The sequence below is a fragment of the Akkermansia muciniphila genome, from assembly GCF_040616545.1.
Lineage (GTDB): Bacteria > Verrucomicrobiota > Verrucomicrobiia > Verrucomicrobiales > Akkermansiaceae > Akkermansia > Akkermansia muciniphila_E.
In genome coordinates, this window is sequence record NZ_CP156688.1 from 640,665 (window position 1) to 666,532 (window position 25,868).

At 56.0% G+C, this 25,868-nt stretch carries 23 protein-coding genes and 1 pseudogene; 14 read left to right on the plus strand and 10 right to left on the minus strand.

Annotated features, from left to right (window positions below):
- Position 1: 1 nt before the first annotated feature.
- Positions 2 to 811 (plus strand): alpha/beta fold hydrolase, encoded by an 810-nt coding sequence (locus ABGM91_RS02660; protein ID WP_290565557.1) that lies wholly within the window; start codon positions 2 to 4, stop codon positions 809 to 811.
- Here ABGM91_RS02660 and tsaE read toward each other — a convergent pair.
- Positions 805 to 1,266, minus strand: a complete 462-nt coding sequence (tsaE, locus tag ABGM91_RS02665; protein WP_354833473.1) for a tRNA (adenosine(37)-N6)-threonylcarbamoyltransferase complex ATPase subunit type 1 TsaE — start codon at positions 1,264 to 1,266, stop codon at positions 805 to 807. The genes ABGM91_RS02660 and tsaE overlap by 7 nt on opposite strands.
- Positions 1,267 to 1,354: 88 nt before the next feature.
- Between tsaE and rplU the strand changes: the two genes are divergently transcribed.
- From rplU to ABGM91_RS02695, 6 genes are all read left to right on the plus strand, one after another.
- A complete protein-coding gene (rplU, locus tag ABGM91_RS02670) occupies positions 1,355 to 1,672 on the plus strand; it encodes a 50S ribosomal protein L21 (protein WP_102712031.1) in 318 nt (105 codons plus the stop codon).
- Positions 1,673 to 1,700: 28 nt separating this feature from the next.
- A complete protein-coding gene (gene rpmA, locus ABGM91_RS02675; protein WP_102712033.1) occupies positions 1,701 to 1,964 on the plus strand; it encodes a 50S ribosomal protein L27 in 264 nt (87 codons plus the stop codon).
- 157 nt (positions 1,965 to 2,121) lie between these two features.
- Entirely contained in the window at positions 2,122 to 2,562 is a 441-nt protein-coding gene (locus tag ABGM91_RS02680) for a transcriptional repressor (protein WP_102712035.1), read from the plus strand.
- Between the two features lie 16 nt (positions 2,563 to 2,578).
- Positions 2,579 to 3,337 (plus strand): Fe-S cluster assembly ATPase SufC, encoded by a 759-nt coding sequence (gene sufC, locus ABGM91_RS02685; RefSeq protein WP_354833476.1) that lies wholly within the window; start codon positions 2,579 to 2,581, stop codon positions 3,335 to 3,337.
- Positions 3,338 to 3,361: 24 nt separating this feature from the next.
- Entirely contained in the window at positions 3,362 to 4,798 is a 1,437-nt protein-coding gene (gene sufB / locus ABGM91_RS02690) for a Fe-S cluster assembly protein SufB (protein WP_251841386.1), read from the plus strand.
- Positions 4,799 to 4,806: 8 nt separating this feature from the next.
- Positions 4,807 to 6,063: a SufD family Fe-S cluster assembly protein gene (locus tag ABGM91_RS02695; protein ID WP_354833478.1), complete on the plus strand. Its 1,257-nt coding sequence runs from the start codon at positions 4,807 to 4,809 to the stop codon at positions 6,061 to 6,063.
- 31 nt (positions 6,064 to 6,094) lie between these two features.
- Here the strand turns inward: ABGM91_RS02695 and ABGM91_RS02700 are convergent, their stop codons facing one another.
- Entirely contained in the window at positions 6,095 to 8,347 is a 2,253-nt protein-coding gene (locus ABGM91_RS02700; RefSeq protein ID WP_354833480.1) for a hypothetical protein, read from the minus strand.
- A 272-nt stretch (positions 8,348 to 8,619) separates the two neighbouring features.
- On the opposite strand from ABGM91_RS02700, the gene ABGM91_RS02705 reads away from it, so the two are divergent.
- The 6 genes and pseudogenes from ABGM91_RS02705 to ABGM91_RS02730 all read left to right on the plus strand — a co-directional run bounded on the left by ABGM91_RS02705 (position 8,620) and on the right by ABGM91_RS02730 (position 17,094).
- The gene (locus tag ABGM91_RS02705; RefSeq protein ID WP_354833482.1) at positions 8,620 to 9,582 is read left to right on the plus strand and encodes a glycosyltransferase family 2 protein; all 963 of its coding nucleotides are present in this window, start codon (positions 8,620 to 8,622) and stop codon (positions 9,580 to 9,582) included.
- Complete coding sequence (locus ABGM91_RS02710; RefSeq protein ID WP_354833484.1) at positions 9,569 to 11,824, plus strand: hypothetical protein; 2,256 nt, start codon at positions 9,569 to 9,571, stop codon at positions 11,822 to 11,824. The genes ABGM91_RS02705 and ABGM91_RS02710 overlap by 14 nt, the downstream gene beginning before the upstream one ends.
- Before the next feature lie 158 nt (positions 11,825 to 11,982).
- Positions 11,983 to 13,356: pseudogene (locus ABGM91_RS02715) on the plus strand (arylsulfatase); the annotation flags it as partial.
- Between the two features lie 210 nt (positions 13,357 to 13,566).
- Positions 13,567 to 14,532: a biotin synthase BioB gene (bioB, locus tag ABGM91_RS02720; protein WP_290565565.1), complete on the plus strand. Its 966-nt coding sequence runs from the start codon at positions 13,567 to 13,569 to the stop codon at positions 14,530 to 14,532.
- 29 nt (positions 14,533 to 14,561) lie between these two features.
- Complete coding sequence (gene bioA / locus ABGM91_RS02725; protein WP_354833486.1) at positions 14,562 to 15,911, plus strand: adenosylmethionine--8-amino-7-oxononanoate transaminase; 1,350 nt, start codon at positions 14,562 to 14,564, stop codon at positions 15,909 to 15,911.
- 106 nt (positions 15,912 to 16,017) lie between these two features.
- The gene (locus tag ABGM91_RS02730) at positions 16,018 to 17,094 is read left to right on the plus strand and encodes a hypothetical protein (protein ID WP_354833488.1); all 1,077 of its coding nucleotides are present in this window, start codon (positions 16,018 to 16,020) and stop codon (positions 17,092 to 17,094) included.
- Positions 17,095 to 17,194: 100 nt separating this feature from the next.
- Here the strand turns inward: ABGM91_RS02730 and ABGM91_RS02735 are convergent, their stop codons facing one another.
- The 7 genes from ABGM91_RS02735 to ABGM91_RS02765 all read right to left on the minus strand — a co-directional run bounded on the left by ABGM91_RS02735 (position 17,195) and on the right by ABGM91_RS02765 (position 23,604).
- Positions 17,195 to 18,952, minus strand: coding sequence for a hypothetical protein (locus tag ABGM91_RS02735; RefSeq protein ID WP_354833490.1), 1,758 nt, complete (start codon positions 18,950 to 18,952; stop codon positions 17,195 to 17,197).
- Between the two features lie 128 nt (positions 18,953 to 19,080).
- On the minus strand, positions 19,081 to 19,425 hold the full coding sequence (locus tag ABGM91_RS02740) for an EamA family transporter (RefSeq protein ID WP_215427324.1): 345 nt from the start codon (positions 19,423 to 19,425) through the stop codon (positions 19,081 to 19,083).
- Positions 19,418 to 19,759: an EamA family transporter gene (locus ABGM91_RS02745; RefSeq protein ID WP_215427326.1), complete on the minus strand. Its 342-nt coding sequence runs from the start codon at positions 19,757 to 19,759 to the stop codon at positions 19,418 to 19,420. Before ABGM91_RS02745 ends, ABGM91_RS02740 begins: the two co-directional genes overlap by 8 nt.
- A gap of 23 nt (positions 19,760 to 19,782) precedes the next feature.
- On the minus strand, positions 19,783 to 20,721 hold the full coding sequence (locus tag ABGM91_RS02750) for a glycosyltransferase family 2 protein (RefSeq protein WP_354833493.1): 939 nt from the start codon (positions 20,719 to 20,721) through the stop codon (positions 19,783 to 19,785).
- The gene (locus ABGM91_RS02755) at positions 20,718 to 21,218 is read right to left on the minus strand and encodes a GNAT family N-acetyltransferase (protein WP_354833495.1); all 501 of its coding nucleotides are present in this window, start codon (positions 21,216 to 21,218) and stop codon (positions 20,718 to 20,720) included. Before ABGM91_RS02755 ends, ABGM91_RS02750 begins: the two co-directional genes overlap by 4 nt.
- A complete protein-coding gene (rffA, locus tag ABGM91_RS02760; protein ID WP_354834785.1) occupies positions 21,215 to 22,354 on the minus strand; it encodes a dTDP-4-amino-4,6-dideoxygalactose transaminase in 1,140 nt (379 codons plus the stop codon). Before rffA ends, ABGM91_RS02755 begins: the two co-directional genes overlap by 4 nt.
- Before the next feature lie 128 nt (positions 22,355 to 22,482).
- On the minus strand, positions 22,483 to 23,604 hold the full coding sequence (locus tag ABGM91_RS02765) for a DUF5009 domain-containing protein (RefSeq protein ID WP_354833497.1): 1,122 nt from the start codon (positions 23,602 to 23,604) through the stop codon (positions 22,483 to 22,485).
- A 178-nt stretch (positions 23,605 to 23,782) separates the two neighbouring features.
- Between ABGM91_RS02765 and ABGM91_RS02770 the strand changes: the two genes are divergently transcribed.
- The gene (locus ABGM91_RS02770; protein ID WP_354833499.1) at positions 23,783 to 24,313 is read left to right on the plus strand and encodes a SprT-like domain-containing protein; all 531 of its coding nucleotides are present in this window, start codon (positions 23,783 to 23,785) and stop codon (positions 24,311 to 24,313) included.
- A gap of 253 nt (positions 24,314 to 24,566) precedes the next feature.
- Here ABGM91_RS02770 and ABGM91_RS02775 read toward each other — a convergent pair whose 3' ends face one another.
- Positions 24,567 to 25,814: a hypothetical protein gene (locus ABGM91_RS02775; protein ID WP_354833501.1), complete on the minus strand. Its 1,248-nt coding sequence runs from the start codon at positions 25,812 to 25,814 to the stop codon at positions 24,567 to 24,569.
- Positions 25,815 to 25,868 lie beyond the last annotated feature (54 nt).

Consider the following 25,868-nt stretch of genomic DNA (forward strand, 5'->3'; position numbering starts at 1 on the left):
CATGCAGATGCTGAAACCGGGAAAATGGAAAATAAGGGCAGCCCTCCTGCTGGCCGGAGCGCTGGCCCTGGCATGTTCCCAATGTTCCGTCCGTTCCCTGGTTTACCTGCCTCCGCAGCCCAAGGACAAAACCGCCTATCTGGAAAAACGCGCCGCCTGGGAACCGCACCGGCGCACCTTCCACCATAACGGGGCCAAACTCAGCGGCTGGCTCATTGAAAAGAAGGGGCAGCCCCTGCTGGTGTACTACGGGGGGAACGCCATGGACATCTCAATGATGCTGCCGTATCTGGACCGCTTCCCCCACGCCAAGCTCCTGGTCAACTACCGCGGCTACGGGCTCAGCACAGGCTCCCCCACGGAACAGGACATCATGGGGGACTCCCTGGCGATTCTGGATTCCGTGCTGAAGGAAACCGGAAGAACGCCGGATGACGTCATCCTGGTGGGGCAAAGCCTCGGCTCCGGGGTGGCCACCCAGATCGCTTCCGTCAGGAACGTGAAAAAACTGGTCCTGCTGGTTCCCTTTGACAGCCTGCTGGAAGCCGCCCGCGGGCTCTTCCCCTACCTTCCCGTGAAACTTCTTCTGCCGGATCACTTCCGGTCTGACCTGGCGGCGCCCAAGGTCTCCTGTCCCGTGAGCATCCTGGCGGCGGGAGCGGACGAAGTCATTCCCCCGGACCACGCCAAACGGCTCCGGGACTGCTTCTCCACGCCGGTCAACTACCGGGAATTCCCCGGCGCCATGCATAATACCATCTGGCTCAGCCCGGGCTTTGACCAGGCGTTTTCCAAAAGCATCAGCTACTGATCCGCTCCATGCGCGGGAGCCAGGGACACCCGGCGCAGGCATTCCCCCTCATGCTCCAGCAGCAGCCAGGAGGTTTCCTCCGGCAGGGCGTCCGGAAACAGGTTGGCCCATTCCACAATGAGTACCGCATCACCGTCCAGGTACTCGTCCCAGCCGATGCCGAGGAGCTCGGACTCATCCCTCAGCCGATAGAAATCAAAATGGCACGCCCTCAGGCGCCCGTCCGCATGCTCGTGCACCAGGGAAAACGTCGGGCTGGCCGCCGCATCGGAACTTCCCAGCCCCTCCATGACGCCCTGGGTCAGGTGCGTCTTTCCTGCGCCCAGCTCTCCCACCACGCCCAGCACTTCCCCCGGCATTAAAATTTTACCTATCCGGCGTCCCAGTTCCCGCATTTCCTCCGGAGAATGAGTTAAAACGGGGCCATTTTTAAAAATTTTATGCCATTCGCTCATTTTTTCATGAAATTTTGCTTGTCTAAAAGGAGGTGATATGGTTTATTGCGGCTCCCGCATCCGCGGGTGAACCTTAACAGTGATAGCAATGGCATACGCAATTTTCAAAACAGGTGGCAAGCAGTACCGCGTTCAGGCGGGCGACGTGATCGACGTTGAATGCATCAATACCCTCGAAGAGGGTGCTGAAGCAAGCTTTGATCAGGTGCTTATGGTGGAAAATGACGGAAACGTGACCCTCGGCACCCCCACGGTGGCAGGCGCTACGGTTTCCGCCAAGGTCGTCAGCCAATTCCGCGACAAGAAGATCATCGCTTTCAAATTCAAGCGCCGCAAGGGCTTCCACAAGAAGAAAGGTTCCCGCCGCTCCCTGACGAAGCTGGAAATCACCGCTATCAACGCCTAATTTCAACCCTTAATTTTATCTCCATCTTATGGCTCACAAGAAAGGTCAAGGTTCTGTCAAGAACGGTCGCGACTCCCGCAGCAAGCGCCTCGGCGTTAAAAAATTCGGCGGGCAGGAAGTGATCGCGGGCAACATCATCATCCGCCAGCGCGGCACCAAGTGGCACCCCGGCAAGGGCGTGGGCATGGGCCGTGACTACACCATCTTCTCCCTCGTGGACGGCCGCGTGTTCTTTGACCGCGAAGGCCGCCGCGTTAACGTGGCTCCGGAAGCTTCCGACGCCGCCAACTAAATTACGGATAAACTCCATCTCCCTGCAGGGGCGGCCATCCACAGGGATGACCGCCCTTCTTTTACCCCTCCCCAGCTACCCAAATAAATAACCGGAATTGTTCTTGCAAAACAATTACCCCTCCCCCACTATCCACGCAGAGCATGAAAAATAAGATATGAATCCCAAAACAGATTCCAAGCAAGCCGTTAGAAGCACCTCCACCCTCCCGGTGATTTCCGGTCTGAGGCTCACCAAGCAAAGGCAGGAAGTATACCAGGTGCTTCTGGAACAGAGGGATCACCCCACGGCAAATGAAGTGTACCACCGGGTGCGCAAAAAGCTGCCCAGCATCTCTCTGGCCACCGTTTACAACTGCCTGGAGGCGCTCGTGGAACACGGCCTGGTCAATCAGGTCAACTTTGAACGCAGTTCTTCCCGCTTCTGTCCCAACCTCGTTGATCACGGACACTTTCAGGACACCCGGACCGGCTGCATTTATGACATCACCATCAAGGAGGGCGTGGATCTGAAGGAATTCATCAACCTGCCTGACGACGTATGCGTGGAGGAAGCCCAAATCACCCTGAGAGGCTCCATCATCACGCCGCAGGGCTAATCCCCTTTTTATCATCATGAGCCTGGTCATTAAAAATTTGCACGCCAAGGTGCAAGGCACGGAAATACTTAAAGGCATCAACCTTGAAATCCCCAAGGGAGAGGTGCATGCGATCATGGGGCCCAACGGCTCCGGAAAAAGCACCCTCTCCAAAGTCCTCTGCGGCCATCCGGACTATGAGGTGACGGAAGGGGAAGTCTGGCTGGACGGACAGAACCTGCTGGACATGAGCATTGACGAGCGCAGCCGCGCAGGCCTGTTCCTGGCGTTCCAGTACCCCATGGAGGTTCCCGGCGTGTCCAACGCCAACTTCCTGCGCGCGGCCATGCAGGCCCGCATGCCCCAAGGGGAGGAACTGGATGCGGTCACGTTCTACAAGACGCTGTATGCAAAAATGGACCAGCTCGGCATGTCCCGCAAATTCACCTCCCGCGCGGTGAACGAGGGCTTTTCCGGCGGTGAGAAAAAGCGTAATGAAGTATTGCAAATGCTTCTTTTGGACCCGCTTTACGCCATTCTGGATGAAACGGACTCCGGCCTGGACATAGACGCCCTCCGCATCGTCTCGGAAGGGGTCAACTCCATGCGTTCCCCGTTCCGCAGTTTCCTGGTCATTACCCACTACAAGCGTCTGCTGGACTACATCAGGCCGGACGTGGTCCACGTGCTGGCGGACGGCAAAATCGTCCGTAGCGGCGGAGGAGAGCTGGTGGATGAGCTGGAAAGCAGGGGATATGAATTCCTGAAGGAAACGGAAGAAAAGGAAGAGGCCTAACGCCGCCAATCCGGCAGTCATCTCATGAGCGATAAACCTGACACGTCAGAAGACGGGAACACACAGAACCTGTTTGACTTTGACCGGAGCAAGGGGGACTTCTCCTTCCCGGAACGCCATAAATTCGACGCCGGCTACGGCCTGACGGAGGCCACCATTGACTATATTTGCGACGTCAAGGACGATCCGGAATGGGTGCGCCGGTTCCGCAAGAACGCCCTTGCCGTTTTTGAAAGCAAGCCCATGCCCACACACTGGGCTTCTCCGGAAATTGAAAAAATAGATTTCTCCAAGATACGCTACTATCTTTCCGACGGGGAACGACCCAAGCGAAGCTGGGATGACGTGCCGGAAGACGTAAAGCGCACCTTTGAACGCCTGGGCGTTCCGGAACAGGAACGCCAGTTCCTGGCAGGCGTGGAAGCCCAGTATGATTCAGAGTCCGCCTACTCCAACATGAAGGAGGAACTCCGCAGCCAGGGCGTCATCTTCGTAAACTCCGCGGAAGGCCTGAAATACCATGAAGACGTCTTCCGCCCGTGGTTCGGAAAGGTCATCCCCACGGGAGACAACAAATTCTCCGCCCTGAACAGCGCCGTATTCTCCGGCGGCTCCTTTATTTACGTGCCCAAGGGCGTGAAGCTCAAGCACCCGCTTCAGGCGTACTTCCGCATCAACTCGGAAAACTTCGGCCAGTTTGAACGCACCCTCATCATTGCGGATGAAGGGGCTGAACTCATGTACATGGAAGGGTGCACCGCGCCCCAGTTTGAAACGTCCACCCTCCACTCCGCCGTGGTGGAGCTGGTAGCCCTGAAAGGCGCCAAAATCCAGTACGTCACCGTTCAAAACTGGTCCTCCAACGTCTTCAACATGGTCACCAAGCGCGGCCTTGCCATGGAAGATGCGGAAATCCGCTGGATAGACTGCAACATCGGCTCCGGCCTCACCATGAAATACCCGGCGGTGGTGCTCAAGGGCAGGCGCGCCAGGGGAGAGGTCATCTCCATCGCCCTGGCGAACACGGGCCAGCACCAGGATACCGGGGCTAAAATGATTCACGCGGCGGACGACACCACGTCCAACATCGTCTCCAAATCCATCAGCATCGGTGAAGGGCGCGCCAGCTACCGGGGCCAGGTGGTCATGGGGAAAGGCCTCAAGGGCTGCAAGAACAATACGGAATGCGACGCCCTCCTGCTGGCGGCCAACAGCCGCACGGACACCTACCCCGCCATCACGGTGAAGGGGGACAAAAACACGGTGCAGCATGAAGCGTCCGTCTCCCAGGTCTCTGAAGAAATGCTCTTTTACATGCAGCAGCGCGGCATCCCGAAGGCGGCCGCCATGTCCCTGGCCGTCAATGGATTCATTAATGATCTCGTCCAGGAATTCCCCATGGAATATTCCGTGGAGCTGCGCAGGCTCATTGACCTGGAAATGGAAGACAGCATCGGATAAGGAAGGAAATGATGAACCACTTGCTCAACGAAGAACAATTCCCCGCAGGCTTCCTTCCCGCATGGTTTGAAGCCAGGCACCGCCGCGCCCTGGAACAGGCGGACCAGCTCCCGGAACCCTCCCGCCGCATGGAATCCTGGCGTTTCGGTGCCCCCGGCAACGAATCCCTGGAAGATTTTGAAGCGGCATACCCCGTCGCCCCGGAGGCCCTGGCCTCCATCATCACGGAGCACGCCTCCATGCCGGACGCCATCCGCATCATTTACGCCAACGGGCTTCCCGTCTCCATTCCGGAGGAACTGCCGGAAGGGCTCTCCGTGATGGACCTGGAAGACTTCGTGCTGCAATACCCGGACGCCGCCCGCAAACATCTGGAAACAACGCCGGAAACGCTTGGGTCTGAAAAGCTGGCCGCGCTGAATACCGCCCTCCAGCACAACGGACTGGTCATTATGGCGGAAAAGGAAATCTCCCGGCCGCTGGAAATTTTCCACTTCATCTCCGGGGACAAGGTGGCCGTCTTCCCCGCCACGCTAGTCATTGCGGAAACCGGAAGCCGCCTGCATATTCTGGAACGACACATCAGCGCGGACCACGGCAGCCAATTCTGCGGGGCGCTGCAACAGCACCATCTTTCCTCCTCTTCCTCCGTCAAATACGCCCTGGTCCAGGAGCTCAACAGCCGTTCCCGAGCGGTGGAACTCTGCCACATCATGGCGGACGATTCCGCGGAAATGGAACACCTGGCCAGCCACCCCGGCGCGGCGTGGGCCAGGCAGGAAACGGTCTGCCTCCTGAACGGGGACGGCGCGAACGTACGCCTGCTTTCCGCCAACCACCTGAAGGAAAACAAGGAACTGGACCAGAGAACCTACCAGAAGCACCTCTACCGCGGAGCCTCCAGCAACCTGCTTTACGCCAATGTGCTGGATGATGAATCCACCAGCATCTTCAGCGGCATGATCCTGGTGGCGGAAGGGGCGCATGATACCAGCGCCTACCAGAGCAACCGCAATCTGATCCTCAGTCCCCGCGCGGAAGCCAACTCCATTCCCGGCCTGGAAATCCTGGCGGACAGGGTGCAGTGCTCACACGGGTCCGCCACCTCCTCCATCTCTCCGGAAGAAATCTTCTACCTGCTTTCACGCGGCATTCCGGAACAGACGGCGCGCAGAATGATTGCGCAGGGCTTCCTGAAGCATGCCCTGGAGCAATTCAGTGACGAGCCCCTCCGCACCGCTGTAGAAGGAATCATCTTACCTTAATTTTTCTTACACGATTCATGATGTAAATTGGTCAACATTCCTGTCTGTATCGTTTCCACCGTTGATAAAGAATCGTTAAAATCAGAAAAATCGCCGTACCTCCCATGATTCCATAATACCAGGCACGGTAGGGAGTATGGTATTGCAGCAAAATGCCTGTCTCTCGTCCCGTATCCGGCACGGGAATCTGAAGACCGTTCCGTTCCGTGCGTTCTACGGGAATTTTCCCTCCTCCTTTCATCCTGGCGCTCCATCCTCTGGAATAACTTTCTAATACGATTAATTTCCTGGTTCCGGCAGGGACAGTAAAATGCATCTTATTGCACGTGCGCCAATCCAAATTAACACTCCGGAATACGTCATCAGCCCCACTTTGAATAAAATAGCGGCCTCGGTATTCCGTGTTAGCCAGCAAATAGAAACCTGATGTTTTTTGTACTAGACGCCATCCTTTAAGAATGGGGATTCTTGCTTGGGCATCATACAATAAATGGGAAATTCCCGCCTTGGCATAATCTTCCGGATCATACCCCTGCCCCAAAGGTTTCAACCACTTTGGCTGAACAGTCTCATAGCCCCCGGCCAATCTGATGCCATAAGTGGATAAATGATTTGTACATAAAAAATCCAAATCCCCATGCGGATTAACGATCTCTACAGAACCGTCTTTTACATTCTGGCGGAGTTCCGGCAACCATTCCGGTTCGGGATAAAGATAAACGGTGGCTGGCTTGTCGGCATAGGCAAGCCAGGAAGATGAAAATACCAATTGCTCTCCAAACGTACATAGTGCTACTAATCCCGCCCATACCCAAGGCTGGCGGCTGGACACATTTAAATGGGAACAAGCCCACAAACCTGCGCCAATTAGTACAATAAAAGCCATGTTGCGCCAATCCCAAATCATCAGTTGAGCAAGCAACTTCTCTACCCTCATATAATACCAGGAACGGCGACCTTCCTGTTGAGCCGTCATAATGTTGTGTTCCATTAAGCCCTGTAATTTCGCCAACAATGGTTCATGGAAAAGTTGGACAACGACAGATCCTAAAAACCAAACAAGCAATATCCAAACTCCCCACCAGGTAATCTTGCGCCAGATGGGTCTTTGCGAATGCAGACTTAGATCATATAACTGCCATGCAGCCAGCCACGCCATCCCTAAAGCCATCACAGTCGTAGATCGCGAATATAAAAAAGAGGCAAGTGGGGAAAAAGACGCTACCAAACTAATAACAAAACAGAACTTAGCCGTCAATGGAGCCCGAGAATTAAAAAGTCCCAGAATCGCTAAAATAAAAACGATTCCTCCCCCAAATTTAATGTCGAACAAATCAGCGTCCATCACCCTGAACAGGCTAATTGTCTGCGGAACACCTAAAACAGTAGGAATAATGGAAGTAATCAAGGATGGTAAATGTCCTATACTCCAAATAAAACTCAATGATTTGCATCCTTCCATACGCGGCAATGTATCCACAAAAACATCCAAGGACAGCAGGACTGCCAGTACACCGGAAATAAAATAAGGCCAGGCAGAATTGACAAAAATCTTCCATGACCATCGATTTTCACGACGCCACCAGTCCGCCAGAAAAACGCACAGCACCAGCAGGAAAATAAAAGTACAGGATTGGAGGTGTCCCCCCCTGAATCCAAGAGAAATAAAAATGACGGAAGGGACGTCAATCACTCTCCTTTTCTCCCTTCCTCGCAACAAGGCCCAGACAATCCACGGGGCCCAAATCATGGCACCCAGCCACCGATCATACATCCACATAATGAACTGGGAATAAAAACTGAAACTGACGGCACCTAACAGAGTGTACAGAAAGGGAACATTTCTACTCCTTAATAAAATAATCATTCCAAGTCCCGCTAGGAAAAACTGTAGAATTATTCCCGTATCCCACGCTGTCCAAAATGGAAGAAAAGCAAACAACCAATGATGCCAGTCTCCCGGGCTTAACATGGTATTTTCCGGCAAAGATGTTCCATTATGCGTATAAGGATTCCAGCCCATGTAGCCATCCTCTTTCCAGGATTGCTGCATAGCCCAACTATAAGGCAAATATTGGGAAGCCCCATCCACATTGTACTGGTTATGAACTTGTTCGATCGGGTGCGTAGCAAAAGGTCTAAATACACACTCCAAACAGTCCAAGGGAGCCAATACTTTTCCTCCAAAGATAGCTGGGCTGAAAAACAACACGACACATATTACCCAAACGGCTATGTTAATGCATAGTAAAGTTTTATCCGAATTTTTGAAATCCATTTTCATATGAAGTTGCCTATAGCTCAACCGTGCAGTTAAACAAACAAATGCAGCACATAAAAAATATAGCGGATTATAAATCCGGCCAGTGTGTTTTTGGTTAAATAAATCTTGTTATCTATCTGAATATCAAAAATAAACAAAAATTATTATTTATCTCTTATTCTTCTTATCTCTACCATTAAAAAAATCGTTAATCTCTTCAGATGAGAAAAATACATTGACTCCCGGATTTATAATCCGTATTCTTTTTCGAGCCGTCGTTAGAGATATCTGACATGAATTCTATCGCCATTATTATTCCTGCCTACAATGAAGAATTGACTATCAAGGAGGTAATGGAAGATTTTTATAACCACTGTCCGGAAGCCGCCATTTATGTCATTGACAATAATTCTTCCGATAAAACTGCGGAAATAGCCAGAAAAACTTATGAAGATTTAGGCTGTTCCGGCACGTTGCTTCAAGAAAAGCGGAAGGGAAAAGCCATGGCCGTTAAAAAGGCATTCCGGGAAGTGGATGCGGACGTGTACGTGATGGTGGACGCGGACCTGACCTATCCGGCCGCCGACCTCAACCGCCTGCTGGAACCGGTCCTCCGCGGAGACGCGGACATGGTGTGCGGAGACCGCCATGACGCCGGCATTTACAGCCGTGAAAACAAGCGGCCCATGCACGATACGGGGAACAAGGCCGTCCGCATGCTCATCAACAAGCTGTTCCAGGGCAACCTGCATGACATCCTGACGGGGTACCGCGTCTTCTCCAAACGGTTCGTCAAAAACTTCCCCATTCTTTCCACGGGCTTTGAACTGGAAACGGAAATCAGCATCCACGCCCTGGACAACGGCTATTCCATCGTGGAAGTGCCCACGAACTACATGGACCGTCCGGAAGGGTCCGTTTCCAAGCTTTCCACGGTGTCGGACGGGGTGAAAGTCATCAAGACCATCTTTTCCGTCCTGATGAACCACCGTCCCCTGTTCTTCTTCTCCATCATCAGCGCCATCCTGCTCATCCTCGCCATCCTGGCGGGCCTTCCGGCGGTTCTGGACTATTTCCGGTATGAGTACGTCTTCCATCTTCCCCTTGCCGTCCTGTCCATGGGGCTGTTCACCGTGTCCGCGCTTGCCCTGACCATCGCCTTCATCCTCCACGGCCTGCGCACTTCCCAGCGGTATGACCATGTCCTTTCCCTCATGCACTGGGACGAACGCCACCTTAAGCATGAAAAACACTGACTCCCTCTCCAGGCGCTCTTTCTGGTTCTGCTGCCTTCTCTGGACCGCCATGGTGGCCGCGTTTTTTGCTCCGGCCATCTTCGGGGGGAAGGTGCTGGCCCCCATGGACATCATGGACTGCCTCATCTCCCCGTATGCCACGCAGCCCATGGAAAACGTCCACAACCACTTCACGGTGGACGCCATTTCCCAGTACCTGCCCTACAACTATTCCGTAGCGGAAAGCGTCCGGCAGGACGGCTACATGGGCTGGAATCCATACGCCCATAACGGCACCCCCATTGCGGAGAACACCATGCTGTGCCCCGGAGACTGGCACCACGCCCTTTACTTTTTCCTGCCCTTCTGGACGGCATGGGACACGGGCATCATCCTGCAATTCCTTATCGCGGGCCTGGGCATGATCGTCCTCCTGCGGAACAGGAAGGTTCCGGCTCCCTACTGCCTGCTGGGAGCGGCGGGCTATGGTTTTTACTCCCAATTCGTCATGTGGATCTACCACCGCTGGGTGCTGGGAACCATGTGCTGGGCCCCCTGGATACTCTGGGCGCTGATGCGCAACAGGGAAAAGAGAATCATTGACCTTCCCTCCATCCTCTTCATTGCCCTGGGGTTCCGGGGCGGCCACCTCCAGGCGTGCCTGTTCATCGTCCTGCTTACGGGCTGCGTGTGGCTGGCGGACTGGTGGTCTTCCCCTTCACGCTGGAGCCTTAAAACCCTCTGGCGCGTCTCCCTGCCCTACCTGGTATCCGGCATCGGAGGGGCCCTGCTCTCCATAGACGTGCTGGCCCAGACCATTCCGCCTCTGATGGCAGGGGTCAAAGAGCTTCCCTTCCTGACGGGCGTCACCCACCTGCCCTCCCTGGTCACCGTCCTGTTCCCCACCCTTCTGGGCGTTCCGGAAACCATTGACCTGTTCAAGCTCATGGGGCAGGACCTCTTTGACCTGAAATTCACCGGCGGTGTCATTTTTGTCCTTTCCGTGATGGGGCTCTTCAACAGGAAAGCCCCGCTGACGGCCAAATTCCTGATGGTCATCAGCCTGGCGCTGGTCTTCACCCCTCTCATCACCTACTTTTACTCCCGGTCCACCGCGGTGTATGCCCTGGGCGCTTCCTGGCTGGCGGCGTGGCAGCTCCACGCCCTCACGCAGGAACCTGCAAGAACCGTCTGGAAGAAAATCTTCATAGCCCTGGGGGTTCTGACGCTGGGCTGGCTTTTCTGCTCCGTCCTGATTCAAATCTTCCACCAGGACATCCTCTCCATACTCCAGAAGAACCTGGTTTCCCGCCTTTCCGCCGCTGAAGCGGGGAGGGAAAGCTGGTACCTGCTCCGGACGGAACGGCTGCTGGAGCAAAGCTGCATCTGGTACCCGCGCACGCTTGCCCTGCTGGCGCTGCTGTGGGGCGGTCTCTGGGCCGCCTCCCGCATCCACGTCCACGCACGGCACAAGCTGCTGCTGGCCTCCCTGGTCATTCTCTGCTCCCTGGGGGAACTGCTTCTGGTGCAGGCCACCTGGGTGCAATATGCGGACAAGCCTGAATCCTCCGGACTGTACAAGGAACCTGAATGGATGCCGCGCCTGAAACAGCAGGTGGGTGACGGTTCCGTCTCCTTTTACTCCGCTCAGGGAGACAAGGATTACCTTCACGCCAACCATCTTTCCACCTTCGGAATCAAGCTGGCTGAAGGCTATGAAACCGTCGCTCCCAGACGGCTTCACTCCCTCCAGGACAAACTGGCCCATCCGGAAGCCGCCGCCAGGGCCGGCATTTCCCATATCATCGTCAATCCGCGCCAGAGCCCGCCGCAGGTTAAGGGCTGGAACCTGGTGGAGAATACCCCCCAGTACATCCTTCTGGCCAATCCCCATTACAAGGGAAGGTACTTTGCCGCGAACCAGGCCACGGGTGAACGCGTTCCCGTGCAGCCCAACCGGATGACGTACAATCAAATGGATTTCACCGTTCCGCCGGGAACCACGTCCCTGGATATTCTGGAAAGCTACTCGGACGGCTGGACGGCACGCATCAACGGGGGAAAGCCCCTTCCCGTGGAATGCTCGGAAAACTACGGCATCACCGTTCCGCTGGCCGCCACGGACGCACCCGTTCATGTCTTCCTCCAGTACAGGGACCACCGCCAGAATACCTACTACGGCATCATCCTCGCCACGCTGCTTCTGATCTGCGGCGCCTACCTGTGGCGCCGCATGAAAAAGGAGCCTACCGCCCCACATTGAAAAACGCGGCGTCACAGGGCGGCGCACCCCCGCATTCCGCCGGAATCACGGAATCCGCAGCCTTCATATTCCTTTCCATTCCAGGAAACTTTTCATGAAATGGACGGAAAGCCGCATTCCCTGAAATATTGAAGGAGCGGCCCGCGTTTTTATATAGGATGAGATTTTTTAAAAGCGTTTTTTACTGTGTCCTTTCCGTTGCCTCGCTTCATGCGGCACAGGCTGCGCCGCCCAATGTGGTTCTGATCAATGCGGATGACCTGGGCTGGGCGGAAGTAGGCTGCTACGGGCAGAAGAAGATTAAAACCCCCAATATCGACAAGCTGGCCTCCGAAGGGCAGCGGTGGGTTTATTTCTATTCCGGCGCCCCGGTCTGCTCCCCCTCCCGCAACGTGCTGATGACCGGCAAGCATACAGGCAACTGCGACGTGCAGGACCTGAAGCGCGTGGACGCCGGCGAGAACTGGCGCAACCTCAAGGGAGACTGGCCCATCCGGGAGGAAACCTACACCCTGCCGGAAGCCATGAAAAAGGCCGGTTACGCCACGGCGGTTTTCGGCAAATGGGGCATCGGCGATTTCGGCTCCACCGGAGCGCCCGACAAGCACGGAGTGGACAGGTTCTACGGCTACACGGACCAGAAAGCCTGCCACACCTATTATCCGCCCCACCTCTGGAACGACGGGAAGAAGGAAGTCCTGAACACCTCGCTCACTCCCGCCACCATCGGACACGGCTCCCAGCCGGAAGGGGAAGTGCTGGCGGATACCTACCGGGCCGAGCAGCACAGTTCCGATCTTATTGCAGACAAAATGCTGGAATTCGTAAAGGAAAAGGCCCACGGGAAGAAGCCGTTTTTCCTGTATTACGCGCCCCTGGAACCCCACGTGGCCATGCAGCCCCTCCAGGAATGGATTGACCGCTATCCCCGTGAATGGGACAAGCGGCCCTACCGCGGCAACCAGGGCTACCTGCCCCATCCGCGCCCCCGCGCCGCGTATGCCGGCATGATCTCCCAGATGGATTACAATGTGGGCCGCCTGCTGGACACGCTGAAAGCCTGCGGTCTGGAAAAGAACACCATCGTCATCTTCACCAGCGACAACGGCACCACGCACGACGTAGGCGGGGTGGACCACAACTTTTTCAATTCCGTAGCCAACCTGAAAGGGCTGAAAGGCCAGCTTTATGAAGGGGGCATCCGCGTGCCCGGCATCATCCGCTGGCCCGGAAAAATCGCTCCGGGGAAAACCATCTCACAGCCGGCCTTTCATGCGGACGTGATGCCCACGCTGTGCGCCCTGGCGGGAGCGGACGCCGGCACCCCGCTGGGGGTTGACCTCTCTCCCGTCCTGCTGGGTAAAAAATCCGCCCTGAAAGACCGGAAACCCCTGGTCTGGGCCGGAGGCGGCTACGGCGGCCAGGTGGCCGTGCGCTTTGACACGAAGAAAGTCATCCGCCGCAACCTGTTTCCCGGTAAAAAGCCGGACAACTGGGAGGTGTACGACATCATGAAGGATCCTGCGGAGAAAAACGACATCTCCGCCGGAAACAGCGACCTCATTGACAGGGCCATCGCTATCCTGGACACGGAATACAAGCCCGCGCCCGGCTTCCCGGCCCTGCGCTACAAGGCTCCCGAACAGACGGCCAAATGGCCAAAAACAGATGGAGCCCCCGCGATCCGCGCACCCCGTCATTCTGCCCTTGACGTGAAGCGCGCCGGGGGTAGTCTTTCACGCATGAGTCTGACCTCTTCCCTCCTTTCCAGGGTGCTCCATGGGGCGTCCTGCACCAGAGAAGAACTGATAGCCCTCAGCCGGGAGCCGCTGGAGGAACTGTGCCAGGCGGCCAACGCCATCCGGGAGCACTTCTGCGGAAATGTCTTCGACCTCTGCACCATCATCAACGGGCGCAGCGGCAAATGTTCGGAAAACTGCAAGTACTGCGCCCAGTCCGCCCACTACTCCACTGCCGTGGAGGAGTACCCCCTTTTAAGCGGCGAAGCCCTGCTGGCGGGAGCCAGGTATAATGACGAACGGGGCATCCTGCGCTATTCCATCGTCACCTCCGGCAAGAGGCTGACGGATGCGGACGTGGAGCAGCTTTGCGCCAGCTACAGGCACATTGCGGAACGGTGCGGCATTTCCCTCTGCGCCTCCCACGGGCTTATCTCCAAAAAGCACTGCGAACAGTTGAAGGCCGCGGGCGTCTCCCGCTACCACAACAACCTGGAAACCTCCCGCCGCAACTTCCCGAACGTGTGCACCACCCATACGTACGACGACAAGATACAGACCATCAAGTGGGCCATGGAAGCCGGGCTGGAAGTGTGCAGCGGCGGCATCATGGGACTGGGGGAAACCCTGGAGGACCGGATAGACATGTATATGGACATCGCCGCGCTGGGCATCAAGTCCGCCCCCATCAATTTCCTGACGCCCATCCCCGGCACGCCGTATGCGGACATGGTCCCGCTGGGGGAGGAAGACCAGCTGCGCATCGTGGCCCTGGTGCGGTTCATCATGCCGGACGGCTTCGTCCGCATCGCCGCAGGGCGCAACACCATGAAGGACCACGGCAGGAAAATCTTCATGTCCGGGGCCAATGCGGCCATCTCCGGGGATATGCTCACCACCTCCGGAGTCACCATCCGGGAAGATCTGGCCATGCTTGCGGAACTGGGCTATGAAGTCCGCATGAAGTAAGGGCCGTCCCGCTTCCGCCGCCTTTCACCATGAATCACTCAGACTGGTCAAAAAAAGATCTGGAATACATCTGGCACCCGTGTTCCCAGATGAAGGATTATGAAACGCTGCCCCCCATCGTGATTGAGCGCGGGCAGGGAATCAACCTGTACGACGTGGACGGGAAACGCTATCTGGACGTGGTCAGTTCCTGGTGGTGCAACCTGCTGGGGCACTCCCACCCCGGAATCAACCAGGCCATCAAGAACCAGCTTGATTCCCTGGAGCACGTCATCTTCGCCAACTTCTCCCACAAGCCTGCCATCACCCTGTGCGAGGAGCTGATGAAGAAGATGCCGCAGGGGCTCTGCAAGTTCAATTTTTCCGACAACGGCTCGGGGGCCATCGAATCCTCCATGAAGATGAGCTTCCAGTACCATTACCAGACCGGAAACCGCCAGAAGGTGCGCTTTATGTCCCTGAGCGACGGCTACCACGGGGAAACCCTGGGGGCCCTTTCCATGGGAGGGCTGGACCTTTACTCGGAACTTTACAAGCCCCTGCTGCTGGACATCGTGCGCATTCCCGCTCCGGACTGCTACCGCTGCCCCAGGGGAAAAAAACGCGGATGCTGCCGGGCGGAATGCATTGACGCGGCCCAGGAGGCCTTTGCGCGCCATGGGGACGAATGCGCCGCCCTGCTGGTGGAGCCCCTGCTCCAGGGTTCCGCGGGCATGCGGATGTACCCCCCCGCCTATCTGGCGAAACTCCACTCCCTGTGCGACGCCTATAACGTGCATCTCATTGCGGATGAAATCGCCACCGGCTTCGGCCGCACGGGCACCATGTTCGCCTGTGACCAGGCCGGCATCTCCCCGGACATCATGTGTCTCTCCAAGGGGCTGACGGGCGGTTACATGCCCATGTCCATCGCCGTTACCACGCAGAAGATTTACGACGCCTTTTATGCGGACTACCGGGAGGGGAAGGCCTTCATGCACAGCCATACCTATTCCGGCAATCCCCTGGGATGCTCCGCCGCCCTGGCCGTGCTGAAGGTGCTGGATGAGGAACAAATTATTCCCCGGGCGCAGGAAAAGGCACCCGTGTTTCACCGGATGATCGCGGACGCCCTGGGGGACCATCCCCACGTGGGGGAAATCCGCAGCCTGGGCCTGGTGAACGCCATTGAACTGGTGGAGGACAGGGAGACCAAAAAGAGTTTCCCGTCCGGACGGCGGCTGGGCTACCAGATTTACAAGGAAGCGCTTAAACAAGGTCTTCTGCTGCGTCCGCTGGGAGATGTCCTGTACTTCAATCCGCCTCTCGTCATCTCCCTAGAGGAAATGCAGGAGGCCGTGGACATCTGCGCGGCCTGCATCCGCAAGGTGCTGGGGTAAACATTTATACCCCCGCAACAATATGTCCGTTCCTTTTTTTGAAGAAAAGCTGCAACTTTTCTTCGCGGGAGGGGTTTGTAAAAATACCCTGTAACCTCATACCGTCATGATACATTTAACCCCGTTCCGCAAACGTCCGGCGCTTTCCGCGCTGATGCTCCTCATTCTGGGCTCCGGCTTCTGCCAGGCCCAGGAAATGCTTACCGACTCCGCAAGGAAGGAAGCCTCCGAGTGGCTTAAGGAAGTCAAAGCAGGCTACCTGAACACCAGCTCCGCCCGTATCCAGAAGGCCGTGTCCGCCCTCACCACGGCCATCAGCACGGAAAACGCCGCCATGAAACTTTACGTGGACGCCATGAAGGACCGCTTCCTGAACCCCACCAGCATGATGTCCCACATGCTGAACCGGGGCGGCGGCGGGGGCTTCCGGATGATGCGCATGCCGGGTTCCGGAGGCAGGGGAGGCAACAACGGCGGCAACAGCAAGCCCGACAGCCCCAGCACCGCCTTTTCCAACTGGCGCAAGCAGAATACGGGGAACAACGTGGCCCCCGGTTTTAAAAAGGCCCTTCAGATGCAGTGCAAATGGATGCTCCTGTGTCTGAAAAAGGCGGATGCGGAGAAGAACGAACGTGAATTCAACGTTTCACCCAGCGTCCTGTCCATGCTGGATGAGATGGCCGCCAACGCCAAGGATGTGGGCGAACAGCTCCCCATGGTGGGCGGAGCCAGCGAGGTGATCCGTTCCTATCTGAACATCAGCGACTACCGCTCGGAAACGCTCCCGGACAACATGATGGACCTCAACACCATTTTTGACCGCGTGCTGCTGGCCCCCTACAAGGAGAAGAAGGATGTGGAAAACTTCCGGAAGCTCTGGAACAAGCGCATTGGCCTGGAAGCCACCCTGCTGCAGAACAATTCCGCCAGCGACAAAAAAACGGCGGAAGTGGAAAAAAACAATTTCCTGATCAAGAGACAGTGGGAACGGGAAAAAGCCTGCTTTGAGCTCGGCGACCAGGTGGCGGCTCTTGAAAAGATGAAGAGCCTGATTTCCGGCATCAAGGACCCCGCGGAAAAGCAGCGCGCCATCCGTGACTTGGAATTCCTGCTCCTTACCCCGGCGGAACAGGCAAAACTCCGGGAAGAACGCACGAACAACAGACGCGGCCCGCGTTTTTAACGGAACCTGAATAGCGATGTTCCTTTCCATCCCCGGTGTGCCGTGCGCACCGGGGATGCTGTTTTATGGAACGGCGTGATTGCCGGGAAAAAGGCGGCTCCTACCTGCCGGGCTGGAACCACGTCTTGCGCAGGCGGTAAACCCGCAGCCCATGGATGTTTTCATCCAGATGCCACGCCGTACGTATGCCGTGCTGCTCCCAGATATGGCGGCTGAGCATCCTCATGAACTTGCTGTCCATGTCGGAATCGTCTCCCTGCGGAGTCAGGCAGACGATGTAAACGTTATCCCTGCACAGGTTCAGGGAAGACTGGCCCTCCCAGCCCATTTCCTTCAGCTTCCGCTGCACGGGCTTCAAGGGGAAATTCCAGCCGCCCAGCGTCACGACGTTCTTCCGGGAACAGCTCCATGCCTTGCGGAAGACGGACTGCCCCGGAGCCAGGTCATCAATGGTGCCTCCGGACATCTGGACGCAGAACAGGGAGTCCGGTTCACGGTCCACCCGCTCACACAGCAAACGCCCTGCATCCGGGGAAAAGGATTCCAGGTTGGCCTCCCACACGGCGGCGCACGCCTGTGACAGGGAGACGGCAAACGCGCAGAACATGGGAACGCCGCCCGCCAGAGCCCCGCGCCCCGTCCACTTGACGCGGATGGGGCGGTACTTCTCAGACCACAGCAGGCACAGCCCCGCAATCAGGAAGGTGGGATACACCACGCGGAAATACAGGCGGTCTATGCTGGACATGTACATCAGGATCAGCACCAGCAGGCCGCCCACGCACCACCGCAGCGCAGGAGCATCCCCGCGCCGGAAAGACACGCGGCAGGCCAGGCCGAACAGAATCCAGCACGGAAGGAGGTCCATGATGGAATTCCAGGAAAACAGATGAAGGGCCTTTTCCGCACGGGCCCACATCCTGGGCCAGAATTCAGCGCCGTCCCGCGCCAGCAGGAGCCTTTCCAGATAATCCGTATTGAACACCCCCATATCGCAGTTGGTGAACATCCGCACCATTTTGATATCATTGGCAAACACGCCGTACTTCTCGCACTGGTACTCGCTCTCCTGCCTGATGGGGCATGTATCCGAGAGCTGCGCGCGGGCCTGGTTCCATGCCGCCACGTCACACCCCTCCAGCACATTCCGGTGGGCGTACTTGTTATACTCATTCAGCCCGAAGGAGACGGCCAGCACGCAGGCCAGCGCAAGCCAGAGACGCCCGCGGGCAAGCAACTTCTCCCGGGACGGTTTAAACCCGTCCAGGCTTCCCGCCAGCAGGATGGCTCCCCAGAAGGCGTCGCACACCAGGGCGGCGTCCAGCCGGATCATGCTGCCCAGCACGCACAGGAAGCCCCCCAGGCATAGCTTCCTCCATGAGGAGACACCGTATTTCAGGCACATCAGCACCCCGGTGAACCCTACCAGAAAAGCGGCATGGCTGAATTGAAGGGCGGCGTAAAACCCGGGCATGATCAGCAGCCACACCAGCAGCAGGACCAGCGTATTGAAATCATACTTGCGCGCCTTGCGGGCATGCGCCGTCAACATCGTGAAAATGCCCGCGCCGCTGGACAGCGTGGCAAACGCCAGAAACACGGGCCAAACGGACAGGCCGCCCAGCACGGGGGCCGCTTTCAGCAGCAGCCCGGTCAGCAGGGGATTGACGAAAATGACGTGGGCATCCGCGTAGGAAGGATCGCCCCAGCCGTCAAGCACGGACGCAATCACCAGATCATCATTGGATTGGTACGCCACGCCCACAATGCTCCAGGCCAGTACCAGCAGCAGGAGGTTGAACCATACGGGATGGAGCAGCGGAAAAAGCGATGTCCATCTCCAAACCTGTTTCAACATAAGCAAATTCCCTGACTTTGGGGGCTATTCTCCCTGTCCGGGCCCGCATACTAGAAACGGGGAAAATGAAAGTCAAGAGCCGATCCCGGCGCACACGGCGGGAAAGTCAAAAGGCCATTACACCCGCCTCAGCGGTTCAGGCAGATAATGATGCCCGCAATAATCATCAGGTTTCCCCCTATCTTGCGCCAGGTAATCGGCTTGCCGAAAAAAATCCGGTCAAAGAAAAGGATGTACACGTACGCGGAACACTCCAGCACGTTCACCGTAATCATCGGCAGGTGGGACAGGCAGTAAAACGTCAGAAGGCAGCAGCCCAGGAAAATGGAATAGGCCGTCACGGTGGCCGGATTCACGAAGTAGGAAATGCCCGTCAGCCGTTCGTTCATGGCGGATTTTTTCAGAATCACCTGCGTGCACGACGCCAGGAAAACGGAAAACAGGTTCAGGCCGATGTAGAATTCCTCATTCATGCGCATCCTCCTCCGTGGAAACCAGAATAATGCCGCCGATGATCAACACCGCCCCTGCCGCCAGTGTCCAGGAGAGGGCTTCCCCCAGGCAGAGCCACGCCAGCAGGATGCCCCAGAGGACGACGGCGGAACGGTTGGCGTAAGCCACGCCCAGATTGAATTTTTTCAGCATCACCTGCCACCCCGCCGCATAAATGCCCAGCAGGAAAAGCACGCCGGCCAGAAAAGCGTACTTGCGCCAGTCCGTCCAGCCATAGGGGGCCGCCATGCGCCCCAGGACGGTATTCAGGGCGTAAACGACGAACAGAAGGTGAAGGACAAGGTAGTTGATCATAGGGGAAAAGAGCCGGGAGAAACTCACTCATACCGGCGCGCCACTACCACGGCGGGCCTGTGCTTGGTTTCATTGTAAATCTTGGAGATATAAATGCCGATGACCCCCAGGCACATCAGGATCAACCCGCCCACCAGCCAGATGGAGGCCACGGAGGAGGCCCACCCCGGAGGGGCCACGTTATAAAGGAACTGACGGACAAGCACCCACGCGACGTACAGCATGGCCACCAGCGTCACCCCCATGCCGAAGTACGAAATGTACACCAGCGGCCTGGCGCTGTAGGAGACCACGGAATTCACCGCCAGCGCCATCTTCTTGCGGAACGTATACGTGGTGGGGGAGGTGGAGGCCTTCTTCACCATGCACGGCACCTGCCGGAAGCCGGCGGAAACGCACAGGCCGAAAAAGAACGGTTCCCGGTCCTGGAACTTCAGCATTTCCCGCAGGAAACGCGCGCTCATCAGCCGCGCCGTGACCATGTTCTTTGTAATCTGCTGGTCGGAAAGCAGGTTGAACACCGTATAAAACAACTCTCCGGAGACGGCTTCAAACAAGCCGCCCTTCCTCTTCTCCTGCACGCCGTAAACTACATCCGCACCGGTGCCGACCATTTCCCGGGAAAAATCCCCCAGCCATTCGGGAGCTTCCTCCAAATCACTGTCAATCAGGAACACGCGTTCTCCACGCGCTTCCTCGCACGCCACGTACATGGCCAGATGGTGGCCAAAGTTACGGGACAAATCCACCACGCGCACGCGGCTATCCTTCTCCCGTTCCTTCAGGGCTTCTTCCAGTCCTCCCCGCGGGCAGCCGTCATTGACCAGTACTATCTCCGTGCGGGAGGGATCGTAACCCGCCTCAAGCGCGGCGGCGAAGCTGCGGGAACAGAACTCCGCCAGATAGGAGCCCGTGCAGTACACGGTAGCCACGATGGACAGTTGAACCTGTGGATCAGTCATAACGTTTTTACGTACATCAGAACGCGTTTTTTCTCTCCGTTTTTCCAGCATTCCCCATCCTCTTCCGGAGCATGGGCAAACCCCATGCGCTCATGAAAGCGGATGGACGCGGCGTTGTCATCCAGAATCCGGGCGCACAGCTTTTCCAGCCCCAGTTCCTCCGCGGCCAGCTCCATCATCCGCGCATACGCGGCGGAAGCCGGACGCAGTTCCCTGAATCCCCGGTCATACAGGTAAATGCCTATCTCCCCGCGGCGCGCGGCGCGGTCAAACCACGGCAGGTACACCAGCCCCAGCGGGATCCGGTCCGCGTAAATCACGCAGGCAAGGGCATCATCCCCGCGGATATTCCTTTCCAGCCATGCCCCGTGCTGGTCCTCCGTTACCTGGTCCAGCAGAAAAAAAGGGCTGACCGCGTCGGAATTGCGCCACATGCGGAGCTGCATGCGCATGGACTCGTCCACATCGGACACGTTAACCAGGTGAATCTTCATCATGCTTCAATCTCTTCCAGGCCAAACCCGGCCCGCAACACTTCCCGGCAGCCCTCTTCCCCCAGGTCATAATACAGGGGAAGCCTCAGCAGCGTTTCACTGGTGCGGTCCGTATGCGGCATGGGTCCGGCACAACGCCCGAACCTCACCCCGGCGGGGGAGGAATGAAGGGGAATGTAATGGAACACGGCCTTGATTCCGCATTCCGCCAGCTTGCCAATCAGGCTGGTGCGCTCCTCGAGAGAATTGAGCAGGATGTAATACATGTGCGCGTTGTGCGAGCAGTGTTCCGGAACGCACGGACGCCGCAGGACGCCCCGTTTTTCCAGAGGTTCCAGCGCGCGGTGGTACATGTTCCACCACTTCAGCCTTTCCCCGTTGATCTCCTGCCCGTGTTCAAGCTGGGCGTACAGATAGGCGGCCGTCATTTCCCCGGGAAGATAGGAAGAGCCTACGTCCACCCAGGTGTACTTGTCCACCTGCCCGCGGAAAAACTTGGCCCGGTTGGTCCCTTTTTCCCGGATAATCTCCGCACGTTCCATCAATTCCGGATCATTCACCAGCAGGGCGCCCCCTTCACCTGAAATAACATTCTTGGTCTCATGGAAGCTGTAGCACCCCAAATGGCCGATGGAACCGAGCCTGCGCCCCTTATAGCAGGAACCTACGCCCTGGGCCGCATCTTCAATCACGTACAGGCGGTGCCGCCGGGCTATATCCATGACGGCGTCCATATCGCACGCCACTCCCGCGTAATGAACCACGCAGATGGCGCGGGTGCGGTCCGTAATGGCCGCTTCAATCAGTGTCTCATCAATGTTCTGGGTATCCGGCCTGATGTCCACGAAAACGGGAACGGCGCCGCGCAGGACGAACGCGTTCGCCGTGGAAACGAACGTGTAGGAAGGCATGATAATCTCGTCCCCCGGCTGGCAGCCGATCAGCAGGGCGGCCATTTCCAGAGCCGCGGTTCCGGAATGGACCAGCAGGGCCTTCCCGGCTCCGGTGCGCTCCACGAGCAGTTCATGGCATTTTTTCGTATAATAGCCGTCTCCGCATAAATGGGCACGCTGGATGGCGTCCCGGATATAATCCAGTTCGGGACCGTGTTTGTGAGGTTGGTTGAAGGGAATCTCCATGGCTTCCAGAAAGGACCGGCTCATGATGAACGCCCGGCGCGGGCATGCCGGTCCTGCGGAGAACGTTCCCGCAGCAACGCCGTCCGCATGCGAAAGACCCTACTATGAACGGAGTGCTGAAAACAAGCCTAGACCTTGATGAAGGTCCGGTTTTTGTACATGTAATACAGCACACCCCAAATCAGGGCGTAATTGCACAAATAAAAGACAAACCGGTTCGCATCCCCGAAGCACTCGCTGAACCCGGTGAACAGCACGCGGGAGAAATTGCGCGTGGGGGGGCACAACTCCGCCCAGATGTAGACGAAAATGGCGTTGCTCCCGATCACGGAGAAAAAGAACGTCAGCCAGTTCAGCTTCAGCACGTCCGTCAGCAGGTAGAACAGGGCCAGCAGGAAATAGCACCAGCCCGCCGCCCACAGCACCATGGAGCTGGTAAACAGATGCTTGATGATCGGAAAATCCAGGCTCCAGACATATCCCAGAGCCAGGCACCCCGCGCCTGAACCCAGAAGCCAGAGCAGTTTTTTCCCGTGCCCCTCCACCCGTTTCAATATCTGGCCGCCCAGCAGCCCGAGCATGGTCATGGCCCCAAAGCCGAACTGGGCCAGAATCCACGCATAATTCGTTCCATCCTGCCAGTCCCCCATCAGGTACTTGTCCAGCAGCAGGGCCAGGTTACGCCCCGGTTCCAGCATCCCCGCCGGACATGAACCCACTACGGGGTCGGAAAAGGGAACAAACTTCATGACCAGCCAGTAAACGGCCAGCAGCAGCCCCGTGACCACCACCTGCCACCGGATGGACAGATGAAGCAGGCAGACGGCCGCTATCAGGTAGCCGGAGGCGATGGCCTGGAGCGTATTGCAGTACAAGGACATTTTGGACGGTTCAAAACTCAACAGGTTGCCCTGCACCACCATGCCCAGCAAAAACAGCACCACCACCCGCTTGGCCACCTTCAGGTAAATCTTCCACATGGGTTCCGTGCCGATGCGCCTGGAAAAGGAAAACGGCATGGCCGTACCCACAATAAACAGGAAGAGGGGCATCACCAGGTCCCAGGCCGCAAACCCTTCCCAGTTCACGTGCGTGCTGTGCTTCAACAGCCATGCGGGGCTCTGGTCATAAAAAAGATTAATGCCGGCCACTACCAGGGCCAGCCCTCCCGTCAGGAAAAACATGTCAAAACCCCGCAGGGCGTCAATGGCCGCAATCCTCTGCGGCTTGGTACCGGAAGCTGAACTCATGGCGATATCCCCTATTACGGAGCCCTGCCCTCCAACCTTTCCGCACGCTTTCTTTTTCCACGATCCTGCAAAAAAAACGGCTGTTTCCGTAAAAAACCATACCCTCCGCGGCAACTCCGTCATGATGTCCTTCTCCGTATTTCCTTCCTTGCGTTCCGTGCTATGCTTCCCCCACAGCATGACCATCGGGAACCTCCAATCCGGCAACCGCGACAGCTTCCGGGACATTGAAATCTACGCCCGGCTGAAAATGGATGAACTGGGCCTCCATGACTGGAAATTCGGCTGGGACCGTGCCCGCAGGCGGCTGGGCGTATGCCGCCTTCTGGAAAAAAGCATCTCCCTCTCCGTCCACTTTGTCCGCGCCAATCTGGAAGTCCCCCATGAAATCCGTGACACCATCCTGCATGAGATAGCCCACGCCCTGGCATGGACCCGGCACGGAGAACGCACCCACGGCGCGCGGTGGAAACAAATATGCCGGGAAATAGGGGCCGTCCCGTGCGCTGCTGCCAAACCGGACGCCATCCGCGTCACCACGTACAAATACCTCCTGCGCTTGAAAACGACGGGAGAGGTTGTGGGAAAGTACCACCGCCGTCCCGCCTTCGCCAAACACCTCAAGCGCATGGCCCTGAAAGGCCGCCCCGACACGCTGGGGCAACTGGAATTGATTCCCAGCGAAAAACAGGATACGTCATTATCATAAAAGCTCACCTTCTGCATTCTTCCAGCGGGTCATCAGGGAGTTGTACCGGCATTCGTATGTGGCCATTGTTTGACCATTCCATCCTGACCGTTGCCGATGGCAGTCACAAGATTGAGTTGGAATGGTAGATATTACTGCGAAGCAGGGCGTTGGGATAGGAGAGCCGGTAAAAGAAAAACCCCGATCTTGTCACATGCGGTTTGCCGCCTCTATCCACAGACATTATTTCTTCATTACTTTTACTTTAAAGTATCTATTGTACTTCAGGCTTTTCATCCGATATAACAGGATACACAAATTGATGTAAAAACTCCGAATGCAGAATAAGAGCAATATTCATGATCATATCCTGGAATTTGGTCAAATTTTCATCATTCACAATGGACGAACTTTTTTTCCATTCCAGATCATTGGGCATTCGGATATAAAATAGTTCGGAATCCGATATTTCTTTTTTCCGTTGAAAACGTAATTGGGAAAACAAGGTTTTCATTTTTGAAAACAGATCATTTGAAATGATAAGTCCTCTTGTGACACCATCCAAACTAAGAGCCATTTCCCAATACTCTTGTTGAGATAATTTACGCATCCCATATTGATGTTCCAGTTGCTCGTAACCTGCTGGAACCGGCAATGTCTTATGAAAAAATAAATCATTGAACAAGTGCATTTTATCATTTTTGATCATGGCGTAATAAATATACTTCCCACGAATTGACAACCCTGCTGTATATTGGAAATCCAAAAATAAAATCCGGATGCTGTCGGGATAATCTTTCGGGAATAATATATTCCATAACCGCTTCGAATCAAACTGATCAGCCAAATAATTATGATTATCTTTATTTTTTAATTCATTATTTGATTTGAATTGATGGGCAATCCATAATTGCTCGTATACCCCAAGATGAGCAAACTCAGACGTATTATAAATCAATCTATATAAATACTGATATTTTCTGACTACGCGACTAATATACTTGCTGCACCACACAAGCCATGATTTGTCTTTCAAATCAGTTCTGCCGGTGAAATATGAACATAAGGCAACCCATGGCATATTTTGGTATTGGATCATGGAAAGGGTTCCTCCGTATTCCTGCATATTCAAGGAACCTATATCTACCCACTCCATTCCAAGTCTTCTCGGTGAATGTTGAAATAGACTCATGGTATCTGAAAGCTGTTTCAAAAGACATGGCAATAGTTGTATGGCTTGCAGTTCAGGAGCATTGATATAATCAGTCAAACTGTACATCCAGCAGGGCATTAAACTTAGGTATTCATACCAGAAATGCGTGAACGGGTAATAATGCCGATACAGGAGTCGCTGGCGACATATCCTCCATGTCTTAATGCCATACGGGTTACTGGGCAAATCCGGTGATATGGGAAATTCCAGCCATGAGAGAGAACCTGGTTCAGGATAGATTTTCCGCAATTCTGCTTCCAACAAGTTGTTCTTATCTTTTTCCAAATTTCCCCAGCATGGATCACTCACCAAGTAAAAAATCTGTATATCACTATCGTTAAGACTCTTGCTGCTGGAATCTGT

Coding starts and splice junctions, on each gene's coding strand:
- ABGM91_RS02660 (WP_290565557.1), top strand. CDS start 2: ATGCAGATGCTGAAACCGGGAAAATGGAAAATAAGGGCAGCCCTCCTG.
- tsaE (WP_354833473.1), bottom strand. CDS start 1,266: ATGAGCGAATGGCATAAAATTTTTAAAAATGGCCCCGTTTTAACTCAT.
- rplU (WP_102712031.1), top strand. CDS start 1,355: ATGGCATACGCAATTTTCAAAACAGGTGGCAAGCAGTACCGCGTTCAG.
- rpmA (WP_102712033.1), top strand. CDS start 1,701: ATGGCTCACAAGAAAGGTCAAGGTTCTGTCAAGAACGGTCGCGACTCC.
- ABGM91_RS02680 (WP_102712035.1), top strand. CDS start 2,122: ATGAATCCCAAAACAGATTCCAAGCAAGCCGTTAGAAGCACCTCCACC.
- sufC (WP_354833476.1), top strand. CDS start 2,579: ATGAGCCTGGTCATTAAAAATTTGCACGCCAAGGTGCAAGGCACGGAA.
- sufB (WP_251841386.1), top strand. CDS start 3,362: ATGAGCGATAAACCTGACACGTCAGAAGACGGGAACACACAGAACCTG.
- ABGM91_RS02695 (WP_354833478.1), top strand. CDS start 4,807: ATGATGAACCACTTGCTCAACGAAGAACAATTCCCCGCAGGCTTCCTT.
- ABGM91_RS02700 (WP_354833480.1), bottom strand. CDS start 8,347: ATGAAAATGGATTTCAAAAATTCGGATAAAACTTTACTATGCATTAAC.
- ABGM91_RS02705 (WP_354833482.1), top strand. CDS start 8,620: ATGAATTCTATCGCCATTATTATTCCTGCCTACAATGAAGAATTGACT.
- ABGM91_RS02710 (WP_354833484.1), top strand. CDS start 9,569: ATGAAAAACACTGACTCCCTCTCCAGGCGCTCTTTCTGGTTCTGCTGC.
- bioB (WP_290565565.1), top strand. CDS start 13,567: ATGAGTCTGACCTCTTCCCTCCTTTCCAGGGTGCTCCATGGGGCGTCC.
- bioA (WP_354833486.1), top strand. CDS start 14,562: ATGAATCACTCAGACTGGTCAAAAAAAGATCTGGAATACATCTGGCAC.
- ABGM91_RS02730 (WP_354833488.1), top strand. CDS start 16,018: ATGATACATTTAACCCCGTTCCGCAAACGTCCGGCGCTTTCCGCGCTG.
- ABGM91_RS02735 (WP_354833490.1), bottom strand. CDS start 18,952: ATGTTGAAACAGGTTTGGAGATGGACATCGCTTTTTCCGCTGCTCCAT.
- ABGM91_RS02740 (WP_215427324.1), bottom strand. CDS start 19,425: ATGAATGAGGAATTCTACATCGGCCTGAACCTGTTTTCCGTTTTCCTG.
- ABGM91_RS02745 (WP_215427326.1), bottom strand. CDS start 19,759: ATGATCAACTACCTTGTCCTTCACCTTCTGTTCGTCGTTTACGCCCTG.
- ABGM91_RS02750 (WP_354833493.1), bottom strand. CDS start 20,721: ATGACTGATCCACAGGTTCAACTGTCCATCGTGGCTACCGTGTACTGC.
- ABGM91_RS02755 (WP_354833495.1), bottom strand. CDS start 21,218: ATGATGAAGATTCACCTGGTTAACGTGTCCGATGTGGACGAGTCCATG.
- rffA (WP_354834785.1), bottom strand. CDS start 22,354: ATGGAGATTCCCTTCAACCAACCTCACAAACACGGTCCCGAACTGGAT.
- ABGM91_RS02765 (WP_354833497.1), bottom strand. CDS start 23,604: ATGAGTTCAGCTTCCGGTACCAAGCCGCAGAGGATTGCGGCCATTGAC.
- ABGM91_RS02770 (WP_354833499.1), top strand. CDS start 23,783: ATGACCATCGGGAACCTCCAATCCGGCAACCGCGACAGCTTCCGGGAC.